Source organism: Microcoleus sp. Pol14D4 (assembly GCF_036701245.1).
Lineage (GTDB): Bacteria > Cyanobacteriota > Cyanobacteriia > Cyanobacteriales > Microcoleaceae > Microcoleus.
Genome location: NZ_JAUBQM010000048.1, coordinates 22373 through 42998, shown reverse-complemented (window position 1 = coordinate 42998; position 20626 = coordinate 22373). Strand labels below are relative to the sequence as shown.

The following is a 20626-nucleotide window of genomic DNA, read 5'->3' as shown; positions in this document are numbered from 1 at the left end:
CTCAGGATGATTTAAGTGCATGACACGTAAGTTGTAATAAAGTTAAATGAGGGGTTAACCTAGATGGATTGGCAAGAATTGCTTACAGGCGAATCTGGGACACATGGATTATCGATGGAACAAAAAGACACATTATTAGCAGCACTCTTCTCTCCTGAAAGAGCACCCCTCAATCAGGCACAGCTTTCAGTAAAATTCAGCATATCAGAAGCTGCTGTAACACAGCGACTGGGAGAGATTTACAAGAAATTTTCAAAGAGTTTCCCTGAACTTTCTGACCAACAAGGTGCAGGAAAGTTGAAGATTCTGCAGACTAAATTAATACAGAAGTATTATCAACTATCACAACCAGTAGTTGACACCCAAGCTTCTAACTCATCTCCCTACCCTGAAGAATTTCGCTCTTTAATAGAAGAAAAAATTCGCAGGTTTTGCGGCCGCCAATTTGTTTTTGAGACGTTTCAGCAATTTATCACCGACAATCCTCACGGTTATTTTACAATCGTCGGGGATGCGGGAATGGGCAAAAGTTCGATCGTTGCCAAATACGTCTCTGAACATAAATCTCCCTGCTATTTCAATATTCTCGTCGAACGTCGCAACAGACCAGAATTGTTTTTGAAGAGCATTCGCCGGCAATTAATTGACCGCTATCAATTGCAAAATTCAGAAGACGCCGATTTACCAACTTTACTGGCAAGGGCGGCGGCAAAACTCACTGGTACTGAACGTTTGGTAATAGCAGTTGATGCACTGGATGAAGTCGAACAAGAACCGGGAGGAAATCTTTTACATTTACCGAAGAATCTGCCAAAGAACGTATATTTTCTGCTGACTAGGCGACCCTATAGCCTCGATAAAAAGCGATTGTTAGTAGATGTTCCCGAAGAAGAGTTAGATTTAAGAGATAGCCAGTATGTTAATTTCAATCACGATGATATCAAAGAATATATTCGCTTTGTTATCAATACCGATTCTGACCATAAAAATGGACTGAAAAAATGGATTCAAACCCGCAACATTCCCGATAAAACTTTTATCGAGCAAGTGGCAAACAAGAGCGAAAAGAATTTTATGTATTTGCGGTATGTTTTGCCGGCAATTGCTAAAGGCGTTTACAATGACTTGAGTTTAAAGCAATTGCCAGACGGGTTGCTAGAGTATTATCAAAGCCATTGGGTAAAGATGGGGATGGAAGCTAAGCCAGGGCAATTGATGGAGAATGTCTTGTATATTTTACTAGAGATTGGCACGCCGATTCCCTGCAAGATGATTGCTGGAATTGCCAAGGTGGATGAATGCGATGTGGGAAAGGTTTTAGAAGATAAGTGGGTTGAGTATTTGAAAAAGCAGAATGTAGAGGGAGAAATCTGCTACACCATCTATCATGCTAGTTTCCTTGACTTTCTGAAAGGCAAACGGGAGATGGATTCAAAGCGGAAGATTTTTAAAGAAGTAAATCAACGGATTGCTGAGTATTTAGAAGAGGGGATGACGTGAGATGGGAGAATTTGCTGACAAGTTAGCTGCCAAACCTCTTTTCTATCAACGTGCTTATCTGGGCAGCTTACTGCCAAATTATGTCAAGTCAGGGAATTTAGAAAAGTATTATCAAAAACTGACAGACTTTAACTTTCTGATGACAAAGATTCAGCATTCTGAGTTTGGGGTGCAGGCACTTGTTGATGATTTCAATTTGCTTGACGATTCAGAAGCAGTAACTCACCGAGAGTACAACCCAGAAAAAGCGAAAGCCCTGGACTTGATTCAAGCGGCGCTGTGGATGTCAGCCGATATTTTGGAGGGAGATAAGACCAAACTGGCGGAACAATTGTTAGGGCGCTTACTGTACTTTGAAATGCCTGAGATTCAAGCAATGCTAGACGTAGCCAAGCAGTGGAAAGCAGCACCTTGGTTGCGTCCTTTGACAGCCTGTTTAACTCCGCCTCGCAGGGGACTACTACGCACCCTCGAAGGTCACAGCAACTCAGTAAGTGCAGTTGCCGTCACTGTTGATGGCAAAAGGGCAATTTCTGGTTCGTGGGACTACACTCTCAAAGTCTGGGATTTAACAAATGGAGATGAACAATTTACTTTAAAAGGTCACAGCGACTCGATAAATGCAGTAGCCGTCACTGCTGATGACAAGCGGGCGATTTCTGGTTCATCTGACAACACCCTCAAAGTCTGGGATTTAACCACTGGAAAGGAACTGTTTACTCTCGAAGGTCACAGGCACTCGGTAAATGCAGTCGCCGTCACGGAGGATGGCAAGCGGGCAATTTCTGGTTCGTGCGACTACACTCTCAAAGTCTGGGATTTAACAACTGGAAACGAACAGTTTACTTTAAAAGGTCACAGAAACTCGGTAAACGCAGTAGCCGTCACGGAGGATGGCAAACGGGCGATTTCTGGTTCATCGGATAACAGCATCAAAGTGTGGGATTTAACAACTCGAAAGCAGCTATTTACTCTCAAAGGTCACAGTTACTCGGTAAACGCAGTAGCCGTCACTGCTGATGACAAGCGGGCGATTTCTGGTTCAGATGACAACACCCTCAAAGTCTGGGATTTAACAACTGGAAAGGAACAGTTTACTCTCAAAGGTCACAGGTTCTTGGTAAAAGCAGTCGCCGTCACGGAGGATGGCAAGCGGGCGATTTCTGGTTCAAGAGACAAAACCATCAAAGTCTGGAATTTAACAATTGGAAAGGAAGAGTTTACTTCTGAAGGTCACAGCAACTCGGTAAATGCAGTCGCTGTCACTGCTGATGGCAAGCGGGCGATTTCTGGTTCGTGGGACAAAACCATCAAAGTCTGGAATTTAACAACTGGAAAGGAAGAGTTTACTTCTGAAGGTCACAACAATTCGGTAAATGCAGTAGCCGTCACTGCTGATGACAAACGGGCGATTTCTGGTTCAAATGACCATACCCTCAAAGTCTGGAATTTAACAACTGGAAAGGAAGAGTTTACTCTCAAAGGTCACAGCAACTCGGTAAATGCAGTCGCCGTCACTGCTGATGGCAAGCGGGCGATTTCTGGTTCGTGGGACAAGACGATCAAAGTCTGGGATTTAATAATCAGAGACGAACTGTTTACTATCAAAGGTCACAGCGACTGGGTAAAAGCAGTAGCCGTAACTGCTGATGGCAAGCGGGCAGTTTCCGGTTCTTTGGACAAAACCCTCAAAGTCTGGGATTTAACAACTGGAGGTGAACTATTTATTCTCAAAGGTCACAGCGACTGGGTAAAAGCAGTCGCCGTCACCCCCGATGGTCAACAGGCGATTTCTGGTTCATCGGACAAGACCATCAAAGTCTGGAGTTTAACAACAGGAGATGAACTATTTACTCTCAAAGGTCACAGCTACTCGGTAAATGCAGTTGTTGTCACTCCTGATAGCAAGCGAGCGATTTCTGGTTCAAGAGACAAAACCCTCAAAGTCTGGGATTTAACCACTGGAAAGGAACAGTTTACTCTCAAAGGTCACAGCGACTCGGTAAAAGCAGTAGCCATCACCCCCGATGCTCAACAGGCGATTTCTGGCTCAAGAGACAAAACCCTCAAAGTCTGGGATTTAACCACTGGAAATGTCATTGCTAGTTTCACTGGTGAAAGTTCGATCGCCTGTTGCGCTATTGCACCCGATGGAGTCACAATTGTGGCAGGCGACGCATCGGGCCGCGTCTATTTCCTGCGGCTAGAAGGGATTACTGAGTATTTAGAAAAGGGGATGGCGTGAGATGGGAGAATTTGCTGACAAATTAGCGGCTAAACCACTTTTCTATCAACGTGCTTATCTGGGCAGCTTACTGCCAAATTATGTCAAGTCAGGGAATTTAGAAAAGTATTATCAAAAACTGACTGATTTTAACTTTCTGATGGCAAAAATTCAGCATCCTGAGTTTGGAGTGCAGGCACTGATTGATGATTTTAATTTAGTTGACTATTCTGAAGCAGTAACTCACCCAGAGTACAACCCAGAAAAAGCGAAAGCCCTGAACTTGATTCAAGCGGTACTGTGGATGTCAGCCGATATTTTGGAGCGAGATAAAACACAACTGGCAGGGCAATTGTTAGGGCGCTTACTTTACTTTGAAATGCTAGAGATTCAGACAATGCTAGAGGTAGTAAAGCAGTGGAAAGCAGCACCTTGGTTGCGTCCTTTGACACCCTGTTTAACTCCGCCTCGCAGGGGACTACTACGCACTATCGAAGGTCACAGCAACTGGGTAAATGCAGTAGCCGTCACTACTGATGGCAAACGGGCGATTTCTGGTTCAAAAGACACCACCATCAAAGTCTGGGATTTAACCACTGGAAAGGAAGAATTTAGTCTCAAAGGTCACAGCGACTCGGTAAATGCAGTAGCCATCACTGCTGATGGCAAGCGGGCGATTTCTGGCTCAACAGACAACACCCTAAAAGTCTGGGATTTAACAACTGGAAAGGAAGAGTTTACTCTTACTGGTCACAGCAACTCAGTAGATGCAGTCGCCGTCACCCCCGATGGCAAACAGGCAATTTCTGGTTCGTGGGACAACACCCTAAAAGTCTGGAATTTAACAACTGGAAAGGAAGAGTTTACTCTTACTGGCCATAGCAACTCAGTAGATGCAGTCGCCGTCACCCCCGACGGCAAAAGGGCAATTTCTGGTTCATCGGACAACACCCTCAAAGTGTGGGATTTAACTACTGGAAAGGAACTATTTACTCTCAAAGGCCACAGCTACTCGGTAAAAGCAGTAGGGGTCACTGCTGATTGCAAAAGGGCAATTTCTGGTTCAAGAGACACCACCCTCAAAGTGTGGGATTTAACAAGTGGAAAAGAAGAATTTACTCTCAAAGGTCACAAAACCTCAGTATATGCAGTAGCTGTCACTGTTGATGGCAAGCAGGCAATTTCTGGTTCTTTTGACAAGACCCTCAAAGTCTGGGATTTAATAACTCGAAAGCAACTGTTTACTCTCAAAGGTCACAGAAACTCAGTCAATGCAGTAGCCGTCACGACTGATGGCAAGAGGGCAATTTCTGGTTCAGATGACAAGACGCTTAAAGTCTGGGATTTAACAACTGGAAACGAACAGTTTAATGTCGAAGGTCACAGCAACTCAGTATATGCGGTAGCCGTTACTCCTGATGGGAAGCGGACGCTTTCTGGTTCGTGGGACAAGACCATCAAAGTCTGGGATTTAACCACAGGAAAGGAACAGTTTACTCTCACTGGTCACAGCTACTTGGTCAATACAGTAGCCGTCACTGCTGATGGCAAGCGGGCGATTTCTGGCTCTTTCGACAACACCCTCAAAGTCTGGGATTTAACCACAGGAAAGGAACAGTTTACTCTCACTGGTCACAGCAACTCAGTCAATGCAGTAGCCGTCACTGCTGATGGGAAGAGGGCGGTTTCCGGTTCGTGGGACAACACCATCACAGTCTGGGATTTAACAACTCGAAAGGAATTGTTTACTCTCCCCAGCTATTCGGTCAATGCAGTTGCTATCACTGCTGATGGCAAGCTGGCGATTTCTGGTTCAGATGACACCACCATCAAAGTCTGGGATTTAACAACTCAAAAGGAATTGTTTACTTTAAAATTTCACAGCGACTCGGTTAATGCAGTTGCCGTCACGGAGGATGGCAAGCGGGCGATTTCTGGTTCAAGAGACAACACCCTTAAAGTCTGGGGTTTAATAACTAGAAAGGAAGAGTTTACTCTCAAAGACCATCGCAAATCGGTAAAAGCAGTAGCCATCACCCCCGACGGCAAACGGGCGATTTCTGGTTCAGATGACAAAACTCTCAAAGTCTGGGATTTGTCGAGTGGAAATGTGATTGCCAGTTTCACAGGTGAAAGTTCGATCGCGTCTTGCGCTATTGCACCCGATGGAGTAACAATTGTCGCAGGCGGTCGTTCCAGCGGCATATATTTCCTGCGGCTAGAAGGGAGGGAGGAACTAACATGAATTCCTCACCTCTGCCAACTCCCATCTCTACCGATTCTTACCCAAAAGAATTTCAGCAACTCCTGCGAGAAAAAACCGAGAATTTTGCAGGCCGCAAGTTTGTTTTTTCTGCCATATCCGACTTTCTAAACTCCCACAGCCGCGGTTATTTCACAATTGTCGGCACTCCCGGCTGCGGCAAAAGTTCCATCCTCGCCCAATATGTCACCGCCCATCCTCGCAGTATCTATTACAACGCTGCAGTTGAGGGCAAAAATCGAGCTGAAGATTTTCTCGCTTCTGTCTGCACTCAACTGATTGACAAATACCTTGCCGCCAATGGGGAAACATCGGAAATTGTCGAGCTAAGATCTCAACTTCAAAATCTCGAATCCGATGATGGGAGTTGGTTTCTGTCTTTGTTGCTTCAGCAAATTAGCGATAAATTAAACGATCGCCAAAAGTTGATAATTGTCATTGATTCTGTAGACGCGATCGCCCGCACCAGTCAGCCTCCCAGCACAAATCTGTTTTATCTGCCGAGATATTTGGGCGATCGTACTTATTTTATCCTCGCCCGCCGCCCGTTTTTGAGAGAGAAATCAGGTTTGTTAATTGAAACCCCATCTCAAACTCTCGATTTAAGAGATTATCCCGCCCAAAATCGGGAGGATGCCCTGAACTACATTCAGCAATACCTATCAACCGCACCGGATTTAACTCAACCCGAATTCGGCCAACAACTGGCAACTCTCAGCGAAAACAATTTCATGTATCTGAGTCAGATGTTACCTGCCATTAACGAGAATCCCCACCCCGATGCTACTCTGGGGGAGTCCTCACTTGTCTCTGAACTTCCTCCCGGTTTAGCAGCGTATTATCAAAACCACTGGCTGCGGATGAGAGGTGATGCTTTATCGGCGATCGAGTTGTCTGTGCTGAATGTTTTGGTACAATCAACAGCAAGTTTATCTGTAAGTGCGATATCCAATATAATTGATCGGGATGAATACGATGTTGAAAAAGTGTTAGACAATTGGATCGAGTTCTTAAATAAGCAGGAAATTGGAGGAGAAATTTGCTATAGTTTGTATCATAATAGTTTCCGCGAATGGTTAGGCAAACAATCTATTTTAGAATGACGCTCGTACCTAGATTTTCGCTGTGCCAGCCTATAGTCTTCCTTGTCCAGTCTTCCCGATCCCCCCTAACCCCCCTTAATAAGGGGGGGACAAGAGTAGTCAAAGTCCCAAGCGGAAAAAGAGGAGGACTGGAACACTCAAAGTCCCCCTTCTTAAGGGGGATTTAGGGGGATCTAGACTCGACTATAAACGATAGATACAAAGGTTTTTAGGCTTAAGTTAACACCAACGAACACTGCCGCAGCCTCACCCTAAACCCTATTTTCAAGCAACAATACAACAATGAAACGAGCAGTATTTCTTGACAGAGATGGCGTTCTCAATATCGAAGCCGGCTACATTCACAAAGTAGAAGATTTGCATTTAATCCCCGGAGTCGCCCAAGCTGTACGCCGTTTAAATGACAAAGAAATATTTTGCTGTTTGGTTTCCAATCAATCCGGCCCAGCGAGGGGTTATTATCCGGTTAGCCACGTCGAAGCTTTGCACAAACGCCTTTGTCAGTTATTAGAAAATGAAGCCGGAGCCAAGTTAGATGCTCTTTATTACTGTCCTTATTTAAGCGCAGCCGAAGGCGGAACAAACCCAGAATTCACGCGGTATACAACGTGGCGAAAACCGAATACAGGGATGTTAGTAGCGGCGGCTTGGGAACAGGATTTAGATTTGCGAAATAGTTTTATGGTCGGGGATAAAGCCACTGATGTTGATATGGCTCACAATGCCGGCTGTACAGGTATTTTGGTGCAGACTGGTTACGGAGAAAGTGTGTTGAGTGGGGAGTATCAGCACCATACTAAACCGGATTTGATTGCAGCAAATTTAGCCGCGGCGGTGGAGTGGATTTTGCAACACTTTGATTAGTGTTGGTAGTGGTATTTAAGTTATTTCTCGTTGAGTCTTACAGGAAAGTGCTACGTAAGGAAGCGCGACTGTGAAGGTTGTACCCACGCCCATTTTGCTTTCGCAGGCGATCGCCCCTCCTTGCAATTCCACAGCTTTTTTAACAATGGTTAATCCCAAACCGTTACCTTTAATCTTTCCAGTATTCTTGCAGCGGTAAAACATTTCAAATATTTTCCCTACTTCGGTTTCCGGGATGCCGATCCCTTCGTCTCGGATGCGGATAATTAGTAAGGGAGAGTTAATATTGGTAAAGTATGAATTAGAAAAGAAAGAGTGAGGAGATAAGCAGAAAATAGCTTCTTTGTCTCCTTCGCTTGCTGGACGGAATTCCAATTCCAAGGTTACTTGCCCGCCGTTAGGAGAATATTTGATAGCGTTGACGATTAAGTTAGAAATAATGCCGTGCAGCAATTGTTGATCTAATATTGCACTGGTAACATCTGACGGGATTAATGTTAGTTTGTGCCTTGCTTCATTTCCTAACTGCAATTGAGCGAGCAAGTCTTGACAAAATTCGACTAAATTTATCGGTAATGGATTGCATTTGAGTTGGCCTGATTCTGCTCTGCCCATCAACAGCATATCGTCGATTAGCTGGTTCATCTTTTGTGTAGCTGAGTGCACCAGCCGCAGGGTTCTAACTTGGGATTCGTCACTGCTGCGAGTTCGATCGAGCTTTAACAGTTCCGCAGAGATTAAAATCGCGTTGAGCGGGTTCCGCAATTCGTGAGCTGCCATTGAAATATACTGGTTTTGGCGGTGCGATTTTTCTTCCATCGACTCTCTGGCTGCTTCCGAGGCTTTGAGAGATTCTCGCATCTTAGTTTCGATTTCGTGTCTGTGCAGGGCAATCTCGATCGCCACCCGCAAATCATTTTGTTGAAATGGTTTGATAATATAACCGAATGGGTCTGTAAGTTTCGCTCTTTGCAGCGTTTTATCGTCGGCATAAGCTGTTAAAAATACTGTCGGCACATTTTTATTATTTTTGATTTTCTCGGCCGCTGTTACGCCGTCCATGTCACCTTTAAGCACGATGTCCATCAACACTAAATCGGGCGGGTTTTCTAGAGCTTTTTGAATAGCTTCTTCTCCTGAAGAAACTGTAGCTGTTACTGCATATCCGAGTTTTTTTAATCGACCTGCTATGTCTTGGGCTACAATAACTTCGTCTTCTACCACCAAAATTTTTATATGGTTCATTTTTCGTTAAATACGCTGCCGATAATTTAACTCTTGGAAAATCAGAGTGTAGCAGGTTCCAGACTTACTGTCAATGGCAATAGTCCCTTCTAATTGGCAAACCAACATTCTTACTAATCGCAATCCTAATGTCTCAGTATTTTCTACGTCGAAACCTGGCGGAAATCCCCTACCGTTATCTTGAATAATCAATTGAAATTGCTGAAAATTTATTTCATGAAGCTCAATGTTTATTTCACCACTTAAATTTTTAGTAAAAGCATATTTTAAGGAATTTGAAACCAATTCATTAATAATTAAACCGCAAGGAATTGCAGTTTCTATGTTTAAACTAATGGCGTCAACGTTGAGATTAAATTGGAGAGAAGTGTTGCCACAACCAAAAGATTGATACAAATTAGCAACCAAGTTTTCGACATAGGGGGGGAGGTCGATGCGATCGAGATGTTCGGATTGATAGAGTTGCTCGTGAATCAGAGCCATGGAATGGATGCGAGTCTGGCTTTCTTCAAATAAAGTTAGCGTCGGTTCGTCCTCAATATATTGAGCTTGAAGTTGCAGCAGGCTGGAAATTACCTGCATATTATTTTTGACTCGGTGGTGAATTTCCTTGAGCAATACTTCTTTTTCGCGGAGTGCTGCTTGGATGCAGGCTTCGGTAAATTTGCGATCGCTGATATCTTCACCAATACCCGCGATGCGGTAAATTTTGCCCGATTCATCGTAAATGGGAAAAGCTCGATCGCACAGCCAGCGAATTGTGCCGTCTGGCAGAAAAATCCGATATTCGGTATTGGTGGACTCGCCCTGCAACACTCGCCCCATTGCCTCTTCCAACAAAAGTTTATCTTCTGGATGCAGCCACTCCATCATTTTTAAGGGATTGGCATACAGTTCTTCGCGACTCCGCCCCCAGATTTGTTCGTAAGCTGGACTCAGATACAATAAATCGGTGAATTCCGCAGACATCAGCCAGAAGGAATCTTGGATATTTTCTGCTAGTTGGCGGAAGCGTTCTTCATTTTCGCGGATGGTTTTTTCTGCCTGTTTTCCGGCAGTAATATCTACTGCAAGGCCTACGATGCGGTAAACTTTACCAGATTGATTTATAATCGGAAAAGCCCGATCGCGAATCCAGCGAATTTTGCCATCCGGTCTGACAATTCGATATTCTATCTCGTCTTCAGACTCAATTTGTCTCGTTAAATTAGCAATAACACGTTCGCGATCCTCTGGATGGAGGGAATCTGCAAAAAAGCGCCCGTTAGCATACAAATCAGCGCAGCTTCTGCCCCAAATTTTTTCGTAACCCGGACTGATATAAATAATTTCATGGGGTTGAACGTTGACCATCCAAAACACGCTTTCAATGTTTTCTGCTAGCTGTCGGAACCTTTCTTCACTTTCTTTCAGCGCTGCTTCGGTTTTTTTGCGATCGCTAATATCGCGCTGTACCCCAAAATAGCCTACGATTCTGCGGTGGGAATCGTAAATGCAAATATAGTCGCCTTCTACCCAAAATGGAACCCCGTCAAACTTGCGATTTTCATTTTCGATGTGAATTCTGCCAAACTCAAAAAATTGCCTTATTATCTCTCTGCCGCCAGTCAAGTTGTGCGAAAATAAAGAGTAAAGCGTCCGGCCAATAAACTCTTTCCTAGTACCTCCGTATTGAGCTATCAAAGCATCATTGGCCTTCGTTACCCGCCCGTTAGCAAATATGTAATCCAAGACTTTTTCTTTGTCAACTGTATCGTCCCAGTACACTGGTTTGTCCAGCATCATAAAGAAAAAACCATCTAAAGATTGAGAGAAAAACAATTCTAGCTGTTCCTGACTTTCCCGCAGAGCTTTTTCGGCGCGCCAGCGAGAGAGAATTTCTTCCTGCAATTGATCGTTAGCTGTTTTCAAGTCTTCAGTGCGCTTTTGATATTTAATCTCTAGCTGATTTTTGATTTCTTCCAGCGCTATTTCGGTCTGTTTTTTTTCGGTAATATCTTGAGTAACGACCATTCCTGCAAAAATTTCTTCCCGGTCATTTTTGACTGGAGCAATTGTTGTTGAATAAACGCGACCGCCGTATTTGTATTCAAAAGTATTCTCTTTTCCTGCCAAAGCAGCGCGATATGTAGTCTCAAAAAGTGGCAAATCTTCAGGTGGGGATACTTCCCACAATGTTTTGCCTTCCAACAGTTCTTTGGACAAACCAACTACTGCCAAACCTTGGCCGTCAACCAGTGTATAGCGCAAATCGCGATCGAACAAAAACACCGAGCCATTCGGATAATGTTTGATGAGAGTTCGGTACATTTCCTGGCTTTTTTCCAGAGATGCGATTAACTGAATGCGATCGTCCTCAGCGATTTCAAATTCAGTTGCAGAAGCAGAAAAGCCAGCATTTTCGACTGCTTTGAGTTGTGCTTCTAATTTCTGACACAATTCTCCCTGCTGCTGCAAATTCTCTTCAAGTTGCCGGATTTTTGCTGTTTGCTCTGCTACTAATGCTTCACAGGTTTCCAGAGGTCGATAGGTCTCGGTAGGATCAATACACATAATTGCTCTAGGTTTGGCAGTTGCGGACTTGATCTTTTTCAAGTTAATACTAACAAAGCTCAAGCCTTTACTGCCAACTTAATTAGCCAATCTTTCTTGACTTCTGCCAAAAACCTCGTACTTTTCCTTTATTTAGGAACTCCCGCCGTCAAGACTTCATGACCATCCACTGTCACCAAAACATCATCTTCAATCCTCACGCCAATACCGCGCCATTTTTCAGGAACCTCCGGCTGTCCTTCAACGGGTTTAATATAAGGAGAAATATAAATCCCCGGTTCCACCGTCAGCACTTGTCCGGCCTGCAAAACTTGCGGATTTTCGCCGTACTGATAAACACCGACATCGTGCACGTCCAATCCCAGCCAATGACCAGTGCGGTGCATATAAAATGGCTTGTATTTCTCTTCTTTAATTATCTCTTCAATGTCCCCCACCAAAAGTTTTAAATCCATTAAACCTTCCACCAAAACGCGCACCGCTGTTTCGTGAATTTTGCTGTAAGGATTTCCCGGATATACTTGACTAATTGCCTGCAATTGTGCTTGCAAAACTAAGTCATAGATTATCTGTTGTTCGGCTGTAAATTTGCCGCTAACAGGAAAGGTACGAGTAATATCGGCGTTGTAGTACCCGCAAGCACAACCGGCATCTATTAGCAACAAATCGTTTTCCTGCATTTGCCGGTTGTTTTCGATGTAGTGGAGGACGCAGGAATTGTAACCTGATGCAACAATTGAAGGGTAAGCCGGAGTGCAGCCATTTAAGCCAAAAGTATGTTCTATTTCAGCTTGAATTTCATATTCGTACCTGCCCGGTTTGGCGAATTCTTGGGCGCGGTTGTGGGCTGCAACTGAGATATTAGCCGCTTTTCGCATTAATGCTAATTCAGTTTCGCTTTTCACCAGCCGCATCGGGTGTAAAATGATGTTGGAATCTTCGATTGCTGTCGGGCCCGTGCCGCGTTTCGGGTAGGTTGCCATCAAGCGCTGCCAGTGATTGAGGACTGTTTGGTCGAAACTACGATCGCGCCCGAAGTGATAGTATATGCGATCGGCCTTTTCTAAATATTTCGGCAGTTTTTCCGCAAGTTCATTAATCGGGAAAGCTTCATCCGCCCCGTACAATTCCTTAGCGCCTTCTACTCCGGCGCGATAACCGTGCCAAGTTTCTTTTTCCAAGTCTTTTGGCTGCACAAACAACACAAATTTGTGTTCTTCGTGGTGCGGCGCGAGCACTGCTACCGCCGCAGCTTCGTTGAAACCCGTTAAGTAGAAAAAATCGCTATCTTGTCGGTAGGCATATTCTACATCGTTGTGCATGACGGCAGCGGGCGCGCTGCGAAATATAGCCGTCCCGCTGCCAATTTTTGCCATTAACTGTTCGCGTCTTTGCCGGTATTCGGTGGGGTTTGTCATCCGATTTTAGATTTTAGATTTTAGATTTTAGATTGAGTGTAATATTAACACTCGGCGGTTTCAAGCGCTGCTTGTCAGACTTGCACCCGCAAGCCCAGGGTTGAAGATATAGGTGATCTGTTTTTTTTCTGGGTCTAGTTATTTATTCTATTGTTCTGCGATCGCCAATGGACAAAGATGAGTTGCGATCGACTAAAGTCCATCTCGGATCGAAATTCGACCAATTTTCGCCATATTCGCTAACTCTGACAGTTCTCAACTGTCGCTGCTGGCAGTTAACTTCCATTTGCGCCAACAATTTCTGGTTACTAAACTGTTGAGTTTCTAAAATAGTTCTGACTGGATCAGAGGGAACACCGGGAATATCCGATTTACTCTATTCAACGCTGCTGGGGTCGATGCAAATATCTACAAAACATCTTAATTTTTCGGCGCGGGCGCTCAAAGTATTGACACAAACAAAAATAAAAGTTGCTATTAAAAAAAATGACAAATTATTAGTATGTATGGCAAATGTAGTATTCATCTGCGTTAATTGGCGTTTAGGGGCGGTTTAATATTATTGACAGTTTAATAAAAAAGTAGGGTCGTGGCAATAGTGCTGCGTCCCTACTTTTTAAAGACACGGCATTGCCGTGTCCCTAATTTTTAAACAAGTCTTAAAGCTGAGGAACGTATTGTTCTTTTTCAGGAACAAAAGTGTATTCAGAGACGATTAGGCGCAACTCTTCGCCGTCGATGGTTTCTTTTTCGATCAACAAATCGACTAAGCGATCGATCACGGTGCGATTTTCGCGAATAATTCGGCGGGCGTCGTCGTAGCAGTGATCGACAATCGATCGAACTTGTCCGTCAATCCGAGAGGCTATTTCTTCGGAATATTCCGATCGCGCTGTGTAGTCGCGGCCGAGGAAAATTTCGCTTTGCTGAGCTTCCAGGGCGATCGGGCCCAAGGTAGACATCCCGTAGCGAGTCACCATTTGCCGCGCCATGCCGCTTACTTGCTGCAAGTCGTTGCCGGCACCGGTGGTTACTTCGGCATCGCCGAAAACTACTTCTTCGGCTGCGCGGCCACCTAAAGCACCGCTAATCCGGGCTAAAATTTGCGATCGAGAAATCAAACCTTGGTCTTCGCTGGGCATGAACCAAGTCAAGCCGCGGGCCTGTCCGCGAGGAACTAAGGTAACTTTTTGAACTGGATCGTGGGCTTGAATGATTGTACCGACGATCGCGTGGCCGATTTCGTGGTAAGCAATCAAGCGCTTGCTCTTGCTGTCCACCAAGGGAGTGCCTTCCATACCTGCTACCACGCGATCGACTGCATCGTCAATTTCGAGCATCGTAATCGCCTCTTTGCGGCGGCGGGCGGTTAAAATAGCAGCTTCGTTGAGCAAGTTAGCCAAATCAGCGCCAGTAAAGCCTGGAGTGCGGCGGGCGATGGCGTCCAAAGAAATCTCTGCAGAGAGCTTCTTGTTGCGCGCGTGAACTTCCAAAATTTCCAACCGGCCTTTGATATCCGGCGTATCTACCGTAACTTGGCGGTCAAAACGTCCCGGACGCAGCAGCGCTGAGTCGAGCACGTCGGGGCGGTTCGTGGCAGCAATGATAATAATGCCAGTATTGCCCTCAAAACCGTCCATTTCGGTCAGCAACTGGTTCAGGGTTTGTTCCCGTTCGTCGTTACCGCCGCCGATACCGGCGCCGCGCTGCCTTCCTACGGCGTCTATTTCATCGATGAAGATGATGCAAGGAGCATTTTCTTTAGCTTTCTTGAACAAGTCGCGGACGCGGGAAGCGCCGACACCGACGAACATTTCGACAAATTCTGAACCGGAGATGCTGAAGAAAGGCACGCCGGCTTCGCCTGCGATCGCTTTTGCCAGCAAGGTTTTACCGGTTCCGGGAGGGCCAACTAGCAGCACGCCTTTGGGAATCTTCGCCCCGACTGCGGTGAAGCGTTCGGGTTTTTTGAGGAATGTCACCACTTCTTGAAGTTCTTCTTTGGCTTCCTCAACGCCTGCTACGTCGTCGAACAGTACGCCTGTTTTAGCTTCCATTTGAAAGCGAGCTTTGGATTTGCCAAAGTTCATGGCTTGGCCCGGGCCGCCGGGAACGTTGCCACCGCGGCGGAAGAGGAAAAACAGCCCTCCTACTAACAAGAGGGGAAATACTAGATTGCCTAAAAGTCCCCACACAGCGCCGTCATTGCGTAGTGGGTGAGTGTCGAAGCTGATTTTGGAGTCTCTGAGCCTAGAAACCAGTTCCGGGGCATTTGAGGGCAAATCTACCCGCCACCGCTGCTCGTGATTGTCCAGTTCGGGATCGACTGCTAGGACAATAGCCGTCCGACCTCCGTCGTAAAGGTCAACGCTGGTCACTCGACCGGCGTTTAAGTAATCTAAGAATCGACCGTAGCTCAGGCGGGTGCTGGCGGTGTTCTTGCTCATTTCTGCGGGGGATGGGGCAAAGGCCCCCTGCCACAAGAAAAAGCCGATGACTAAGGCAGGTAAAGTCCAAAGTAGTATAGTTCGCCAAGAAATTTTCATAAATGCGGATGCCTTGAATTGGGGACAGATCGGGTAAGATCGCGGTGCCGGAGAAGTGCGACAAAAGTTTACACTCAGAATCTTAACTAAATTTAACTTAACAATGCACTCTCAGGCAACAGAGCTTTGAGGACGATGGCTCCAGAAAAAGTTAGGTTAGTTAGGGTAAGGGCGATCGTCCCGAATATAATGTTTGGTGCTGATTTCGATACCGATCTAGGTAGAGTTAGAAGAATCGTCGCTTTCACCCACTGTCTTTAAGCGTGGCAGTGTCAAGGGATAAGGCATGATAATGGTGAGGCTCAGTGAGGTAACACATTTCAATGACAACTAGACAGCTTGTTCCTAATTCGGCTATGCTGACCCAGCAGACTAAAGTCGCTTCTAACAAATCGATTATTAGTGCTGATTTGGGTCGGACGGCAACTAAAGCTTGCGTGAGTCGCAACCCGAGTAGCGTTGTTTTCATCCCTGCCAACGTGGCTACTATGCCCGTGGAAAAGGTGCGGGGTGGCAGCTTTGAGTCCAAAGCAACAGACCCTCTGTTGGATATGTGGCTGGAGTACCAGGGCAAGGGTTACGCTATAGGCCAACTAGCGGCAGATTTTGGCGCTAATCTCGGTGGCGCTGACCAGTCGAAAGTAGTAGATGCTTTGGTTAAGGTCTTTTCCTGTGCTGGATATTTCCAGATGAAGGGCGAAATAGCAGTTGTGCTGGGTTTGCCGTTTTATTCGCAGGATCAGTTTGAGAAAGAAAAGGAAGAGATTATCAGCCAACTGCGCTCTCCCCACGTTGTGGTGTACCGGGGCGAGCGTGTGGATATTAATATCAGTCACGTTTGGGTGATGCCGGAAGGGTTCGGCAGCCTGATTTGGTGCGAGGCTCAAGATAACAAGGAGTTTACGCCGGAGTTGCCCGAACTGTCGGTGGCGGTTGTTGATATTGGACACCAAACTACCGATTTGTTAATGGTCGATCGTTTCCGGTTCGCCCGGGCGGCTTCTAAGAGCGATTCCTTCGCAATGAACAAGTTCTACGAACAAGTTGCCTCAAAGATTCCGGGAGCAGACCCTCAATCTCTGTCTTTACTGGAAGCGGTGAATAAACCGGAAGGCCAGCGTTTCTACCGTCCGAGAGGAGCGACTAAGCCGACTAATTTAGATCCGATTATTAAGGATTTGCGAGAGGCTTTCGCTAACGAACTGTCCGAACGTTTGGTGCAGTGGCTGCCGGAACGTGTGACGGATGTGGTTCTGACTGGCGGGGGCGGCGAGTTTTTCTGGGAGGTTTTGCAACCTTTGCTTAAAGACGCCAATCTTAAGGCTCACTTGGCTCAGCCTTCCCGGAAAGCTAATGCTTTGGGACAGTTTATTTATGCTGAGGCTCAGCTAGCCACGATTAAGTAACGCATTAAGGCTTGAACCCTATGGCACTGTGGGCAAAAAATAAGGCGAATTTCTCGGTGGCGTTTACGGAAGATGCTGCGGATCAAACTTTGCTGGCCGCTATTGAAAAAGAGTTGGCTTTCACGAAGTATCAGACTTTCAGCAATCTCTGCAAGCAGGCTTTGTGGCAGTTTTTGTCTGTATCTGAGTCTACTAGCTCTACACAGAGCTTTCAGCGGTTGGAACAGCGTATTGCTGAACTTGTGGTCAAATTTGCTGAGTTTGAGCACAATGTTTCGGCAGAGGAATTAAGCCGTTTGGAGGGACTGGAACATCACCTGACTCAACTCAGCGCGCAGTTGGATCAATTGCAGGGGAGTGTTAACAGTAAGTTTGCTCAAGTTTCTTTTGCCCCAGTTTCAAAAGTAGTAGAGCCTGACCCCATTGAGTCTGAGTCTGTGGCGGATGATAATGTAGTGTCTGACGCTGAGGTTGCTCCTCGTCGGGAATCCGATCCTTTGCTGGAGCGTTTAAGTTCTTTGTTACCGCAAGATTTCTAAAATGAGGTAGACCTAGGCTACAAAGCCTTGAGATGTAATGTTAGTGGCCCGCTGTTGGCAGCCGGTACTGAATACAGAAACAAAGCGATCGCTCTTTTGAAAAAAAAGGGCGATCGCTTTGTTATTTGTTATTTGTTATTTGTTATTTGTTATTTGTTATTTGTTATTTGTTATTTGTTATTTGTTATTTGTCAGTTGACTGTTTTCTGGGGTTACCAATTACCAATTACCAATTACAATTATTCTATTAATCCTAATTTTTGTAATCGCGAACGAATGGCACTAGGCTGTCGCTGAAATCTCTGAGCTAATTCGTCAATTTGTTGACCGCTAGCATATTCTTTTTTCAAATTTTCGTCTTCATCCTGACTCCACTTGACGTAAGCTCTAGGATATTTCTGGCGAATTTTCTCATTCTGGGTTTTAGGTCGATAACCATTCTTTTGAGCGGCATTCAAACCCGAACCAAACTGTGGGTTAATTTCCCCACTGCGACTAGCTAGCGCCTCTTGCACGCGGTTGGGAATGACAGCAATTTCTTCTGAGAGTTCAGCCAAAGCATTATCTACTTTTTGCTGAAGTTCTGTTAGCTGCCGCTGCTGCAAACTGCCCCACTGCGGCAGTTCGTTGATAAACTGCTGCAAGTCCAGAATTATTGTTGTCAAAGTTTCGACTTGTTGCAACTCCGGCCGCTGTTTGAATTGGCGGCTGGTGAGTTCGATCTCGCTTTGAATCATTTTAATAGTTTTTTCTAAAATTATTAGTCGCTGGCGCAGGTTCTCAATTGCTGAAATTAGAGAGTGTACGTTTTCTCCAGGCGCAACATTGAGATTTTCGCGAGATGTTTGAGCAACAGCTTCGTCTAAAGCATTTACAGCAAGTTGCAATTGCTCGATCGCGCGATCGGTAGTAGCTGCTTGTTGATTTACGCGATCGAACGTGGCCGCCGTACTTGCTTTAACTTGCCCGTGCAACTTCTGCCGGTTCACAAAATTCAACACCAACGAAATCACTACAGGCACTTGAGCATAAACGCTCTGCCCCCAAACCAAACTAGCAGCCAATCCCACAGCAGAGGCAGCAATAAATACCACTTCAGCAGTTTCTAACAAATTGCTGGACTTGGGATTTTGGATTTTGGTGGATGAATTGGATGATGACATAGGCTAATACCATTTTAGATTTTAGATTTTAGATTTTAGATTTGGAATGACTGATGAAGATCGGAGTTTGGAGCAATGGCCTATAGTTGCATTATTTTTTTCAACTGGTACAAGTATCCCAGTAAAAATAAAGTACGCGCTCTTCGGAGCTATCCCGTAAGGAATCCCACGCAGACCCAGAATTTATTTGTGGTGAAAAACAGATTAAGTTTTTTATTGACCGCCATCTAATTAAATATATTAAATCTGCAAAATTAGTCGAGCTAAAGTGAAATAAATCAAGACCCCGAGGACATCAACTGCGGTGGTAATAAAGGGAGCAGACATTAAAGCGGGGTCTAAACCCAAAGAACGAAATAGAAACGGCAGAGCTGAACCGGCAATAGAAGCTAAAATTGCGATCGCAAACAAACTCACTCCCACCGCGAGTGCCACGGCTAAACTCCCTTGCAGAGTATAAGCCCAGCCCGTCGCTACAGTCCCCAATATAGCTCCTAGCAGCGCTCCCGCCATCCCCTCGCGAACAATTACTTGAAACGGCCCCATTGCTGTAATTTCATCAGTGTTCAAACCGCGAATTACAACTGTTGAGGACTGAGCTCCGACATTGCCTCCAGTGCCAGTCAGCAGGGGAATAAAGGCTGCTAGGGCGACTACTTGGTGCAAAATATCTTCTTGAGCTCTAATAATTGCGCCGGTGACAGTATTAGTTAAAAGCAGAACAAACAGCCACACGACCCTTTTCCGGGCAACGGTGATTAAATCGGTCTGGAAATAATTGTCGCCGCCGGACTGGACGCCGCCCAAGGTATAAATATCTTTTGCTGCTTCTTGTTCTAAAATGTCGATCGCGTCGTCAACTGTAATGATCCCGACCAGCCGCTGTTCGCGGTCTACAACGGGTACAGCTAAAAAATCGTAACGCTGGATCAGCCTAGCTACTTCTTCTTGATCCGTTCCTGTTTGAACAGAAACTACGTCGCGGGTCATAATTTCGCCGACAGTTTTGTCGAGGGGGGAAGTGACTAAATCCCGCAGAGATAAAATGCCGGTCAAGCTGCGTCCGGCGTCGGTGACGTAAAGAGAATAAATTGTTTCGGTAGTTTTAGCCAAAGAGCGAATTCGGTCTAAAGCTTGGGCGACGGTAAAGCTTTCTTTCAGAGAAATATATTCCGGGGTCATGATCCGACCGGCGGTACTGGCTTCGTAACCCAAAAGTTGAGCCGTAGCTTCCCGTTCCGTCGGGCTCAATTCACCCAACAGGCGACGGACTAATATTGCCGGCAGTTCGTCAAAGAGTTTAGCTCGATCGTCCGGGGACATTTTGTCTACAATGTCAATGACTTCTTGGCGTTTGAATTTTTCGCAGAGGGACTGCTGAACGCTGGAGTCGAGATATTCGTAAACTGCGATTGCTTCGTCTTTGGAAAGCAAGCGGAAAGCTATTACTTGCATGGTTTCTGGCAGACCTTCGATAGCTTCAGCTATGTCTGCTTCCTGCACCGGGTGCAAAATCGCTTTTGCTCCTTTAAAGTCTCCTTCTTCCAACAGGGCCCTTAACTGCGATCGAACTAATTCCCGCAGTTCTTTTCGCGCGTAGGTGGGTAGAGAAGACGATTGATAATTTTTTTCTGTCACTGATGACCCTCCTAAACCTGTGCTGCGCGCCTTCCTGAATCCAGTTTAGAGCCTATTGACGCCACTGGTTGCAGTTATACGATTTATACCCGCGGGGTTAGCAATCCAGTTTCTTTGTGGAGGCTTCACCACCAAACCAAGATGTATTCTCGAAACCTGTTTTT

15 protein-coding genes are annotated in these 20626 nt (G+C 45.5%); 7 read left to right on the top strand and 8 right to left on the bottom strand.

The annotated features are described in order from the left end of the window. Positions 1-63 precede the first annotated feature (63 nt). The 5 genes from QUA33_RS17685 (at position 64) to QUA33_RS17665 (ending at position 7954) form a co-directional block, all read left to right on the top strand. Positions 64-1500 (top strand): NACHT domain-containing protein, encoded by a 1437-nt coding sequence (locus tag QUA33_RS17685; protein ID WP_333149873.1) that lies wholly within the window; start codon positions 64-66, stop codon positions 1498-1500. Between the two features lies 1 nt (position 1501). Then, positions 1502-3745 (top strand): WD40 repeat domain-containing protein, encoded by a 2244-nt coding sequence (locus QUA33_RS17680; protein WP_333149871.1) that lies wholly within the window; start codon positions 1502-1504, stop codon positions 3743-3745. Between the two features lies 1 nt (position 3746). Next, positions 3747-5969, top strand: a complete 2223-nt coding sequence (locus QUA33_RS17675; RefSeq protein ID WP_333149869.1) for a WD40 repeat domain-containing protein — start codon at positions 3747-3749, stop codon at positions 5967-5969. Next, the gene (locus QUA33_RS17670) at positions 5966-7090 is read left to right on the top strand and encodes an ATP-binding protein (RefSeq protein WP_333149867.1); all 1125 of its coding nucleotides are present in this window, start codon (positions 5966-5968) and stop codon (positions 7088-7090) included. The genes QUA33_RS17675 and QUA33_RS17670 overlap by 4 nt, the downstream gene beginning before the upstream one ends. 282 nt (positions 7091-7372) lie before the next feature. After that, positions 7373-7954: an HAD family hydrolase gene (locus QUA33_RS17665; protein ID WP_333149866.1), complete on the top strand. Its 582-nt coding sequence runs from the start codon at positions 7373-7375 to the stop codon at positions 7952-7954. Positions 7955-7969: 15 nt separating this feature from the next. Here the strand turns inward: QUA33_RS17665 and QUA33_RS17660 are convergent, their stop codons facing one another. The 6 genes from QUA33_RS17660 to ftsH2 form a co-directional block, all read right to left on the bottom strand. Next, positions 7970-9199, bottom strand: a complete 1230-nt coding sequence (locus QUA33_RS17660) for an ATP-binding protein (RefSeq protein WP_333149864.1) — start codon at positions 9197-9199, stop codon at positions 7970-7972. Between the two features lie 6 nt (positions 9200-9205). Further along, complete coding sequence (locus QUA33_RS17655; RefSeq protein WP_333149862.1) at positions 9206-11752, bottom strand: PAS domain S-box protein; 2547 nt, start codon at positions 11750-11752, stop codon at positions 9206-9208. 128 nt (positions 11753-11880) lie between these two features. Beyond that, entirely contained in the window at positions 11881-13170 is a 1290-nt protein-coding gene (locus QUA33_RS17650) for an aminopeptidase P N-terminal domain-containing protein (RefSeq protein ID WP_333149860.1), read from the bottom strand. Positions 13171-13312: 142 nt separating this feature from the next. Beyond that, the gene (locus QUA33_RS17645; RefSeq protein ID WP_333149858.1) at positions 13313-13456 is read right to left on the bottom strand and encodes a hypothetical protein; all 144 of its coding nucleotides are present in this window, start codon (positions 13454-13456) and stop codon (positions 13313-13315) included. A 90-nt stretch (positions 13457-13546) separates the two neighbouring features. Then, complete coding sequence (locus tag QUA33_RS17640) at positions 13547-13696, bottom strand: hypothetical protein (RefSeq protein ID WP_333149856.1); 150 nt, start codon at positions 13694-13696, stop codon at positions 13547-13549. A 133-nt stretch (positions 13697-13829) separates the two neighbouring features. After that, complete coding sequence (gene ftsH2 / locus QUA33_RS17635; protein WP_333149854.1) at positions 13830-15716, bottom strand: ATP-dependent zinc metalloprotease FtsH2; 1887 nt, start codon at positions 15714-15716, stop codon at positions 13830-13832. Between the two features lie 323 nt (positions 15717-16039). On the opposite strand from ftsH2, the gene QUA33_RS17630 reads away from it, so the two are divergent. Next, positions 16040-17122, top strand: coding sequence for a ParM/StbA family protein (locus tag QUA33_RS17630; protein ID WP_333041971.1), 1083 nt, complete (start codon positions 16040-16042; stop codon positions 17120-17122). 20 nt (positions 17123-17142) lie between these two features. After that, positions 17143-17661: a hypothetical protein gene (locus tag QUA33_RS17625; RefSeq protein WP_333068371.1), complete on the top strand. Its 519-nt coding sequence runs from the start codon at positions 17143-17145 to the stop codon at positions 17659-17661. Between the two features lie 239 nt (positions 17662-17900). Here the strand turns inward: QUA33_RS17625 and QUA33_RS17620 are convergent, their stop codons facing one another. Continuing rightward, the gene (locus tag QUA33_RS17620; RefSeq protein WP_333149852.1) at positions 17901-18824 is read right to left on the bottom strand and encodes a hypothetical protein; all 924 of its coding nucleotides are present in this window, start codon (positions 18822-18824) and stop codon (positions 17901-17903) included. Positions 18825-19064: 240 nt separating this feature from the next. Continuing rightward, a complete protein-coding gene (gene mgtE / locus QUA33_RS17615) occupies positions 19065-20462 on the bottom strand; it encodes a magnesium transporter (protein WP_333068369.1) in 1398 nt (465 codons plus the stop codon). Positions 20463-20626 lie beyond the last annotated feature (164 nt).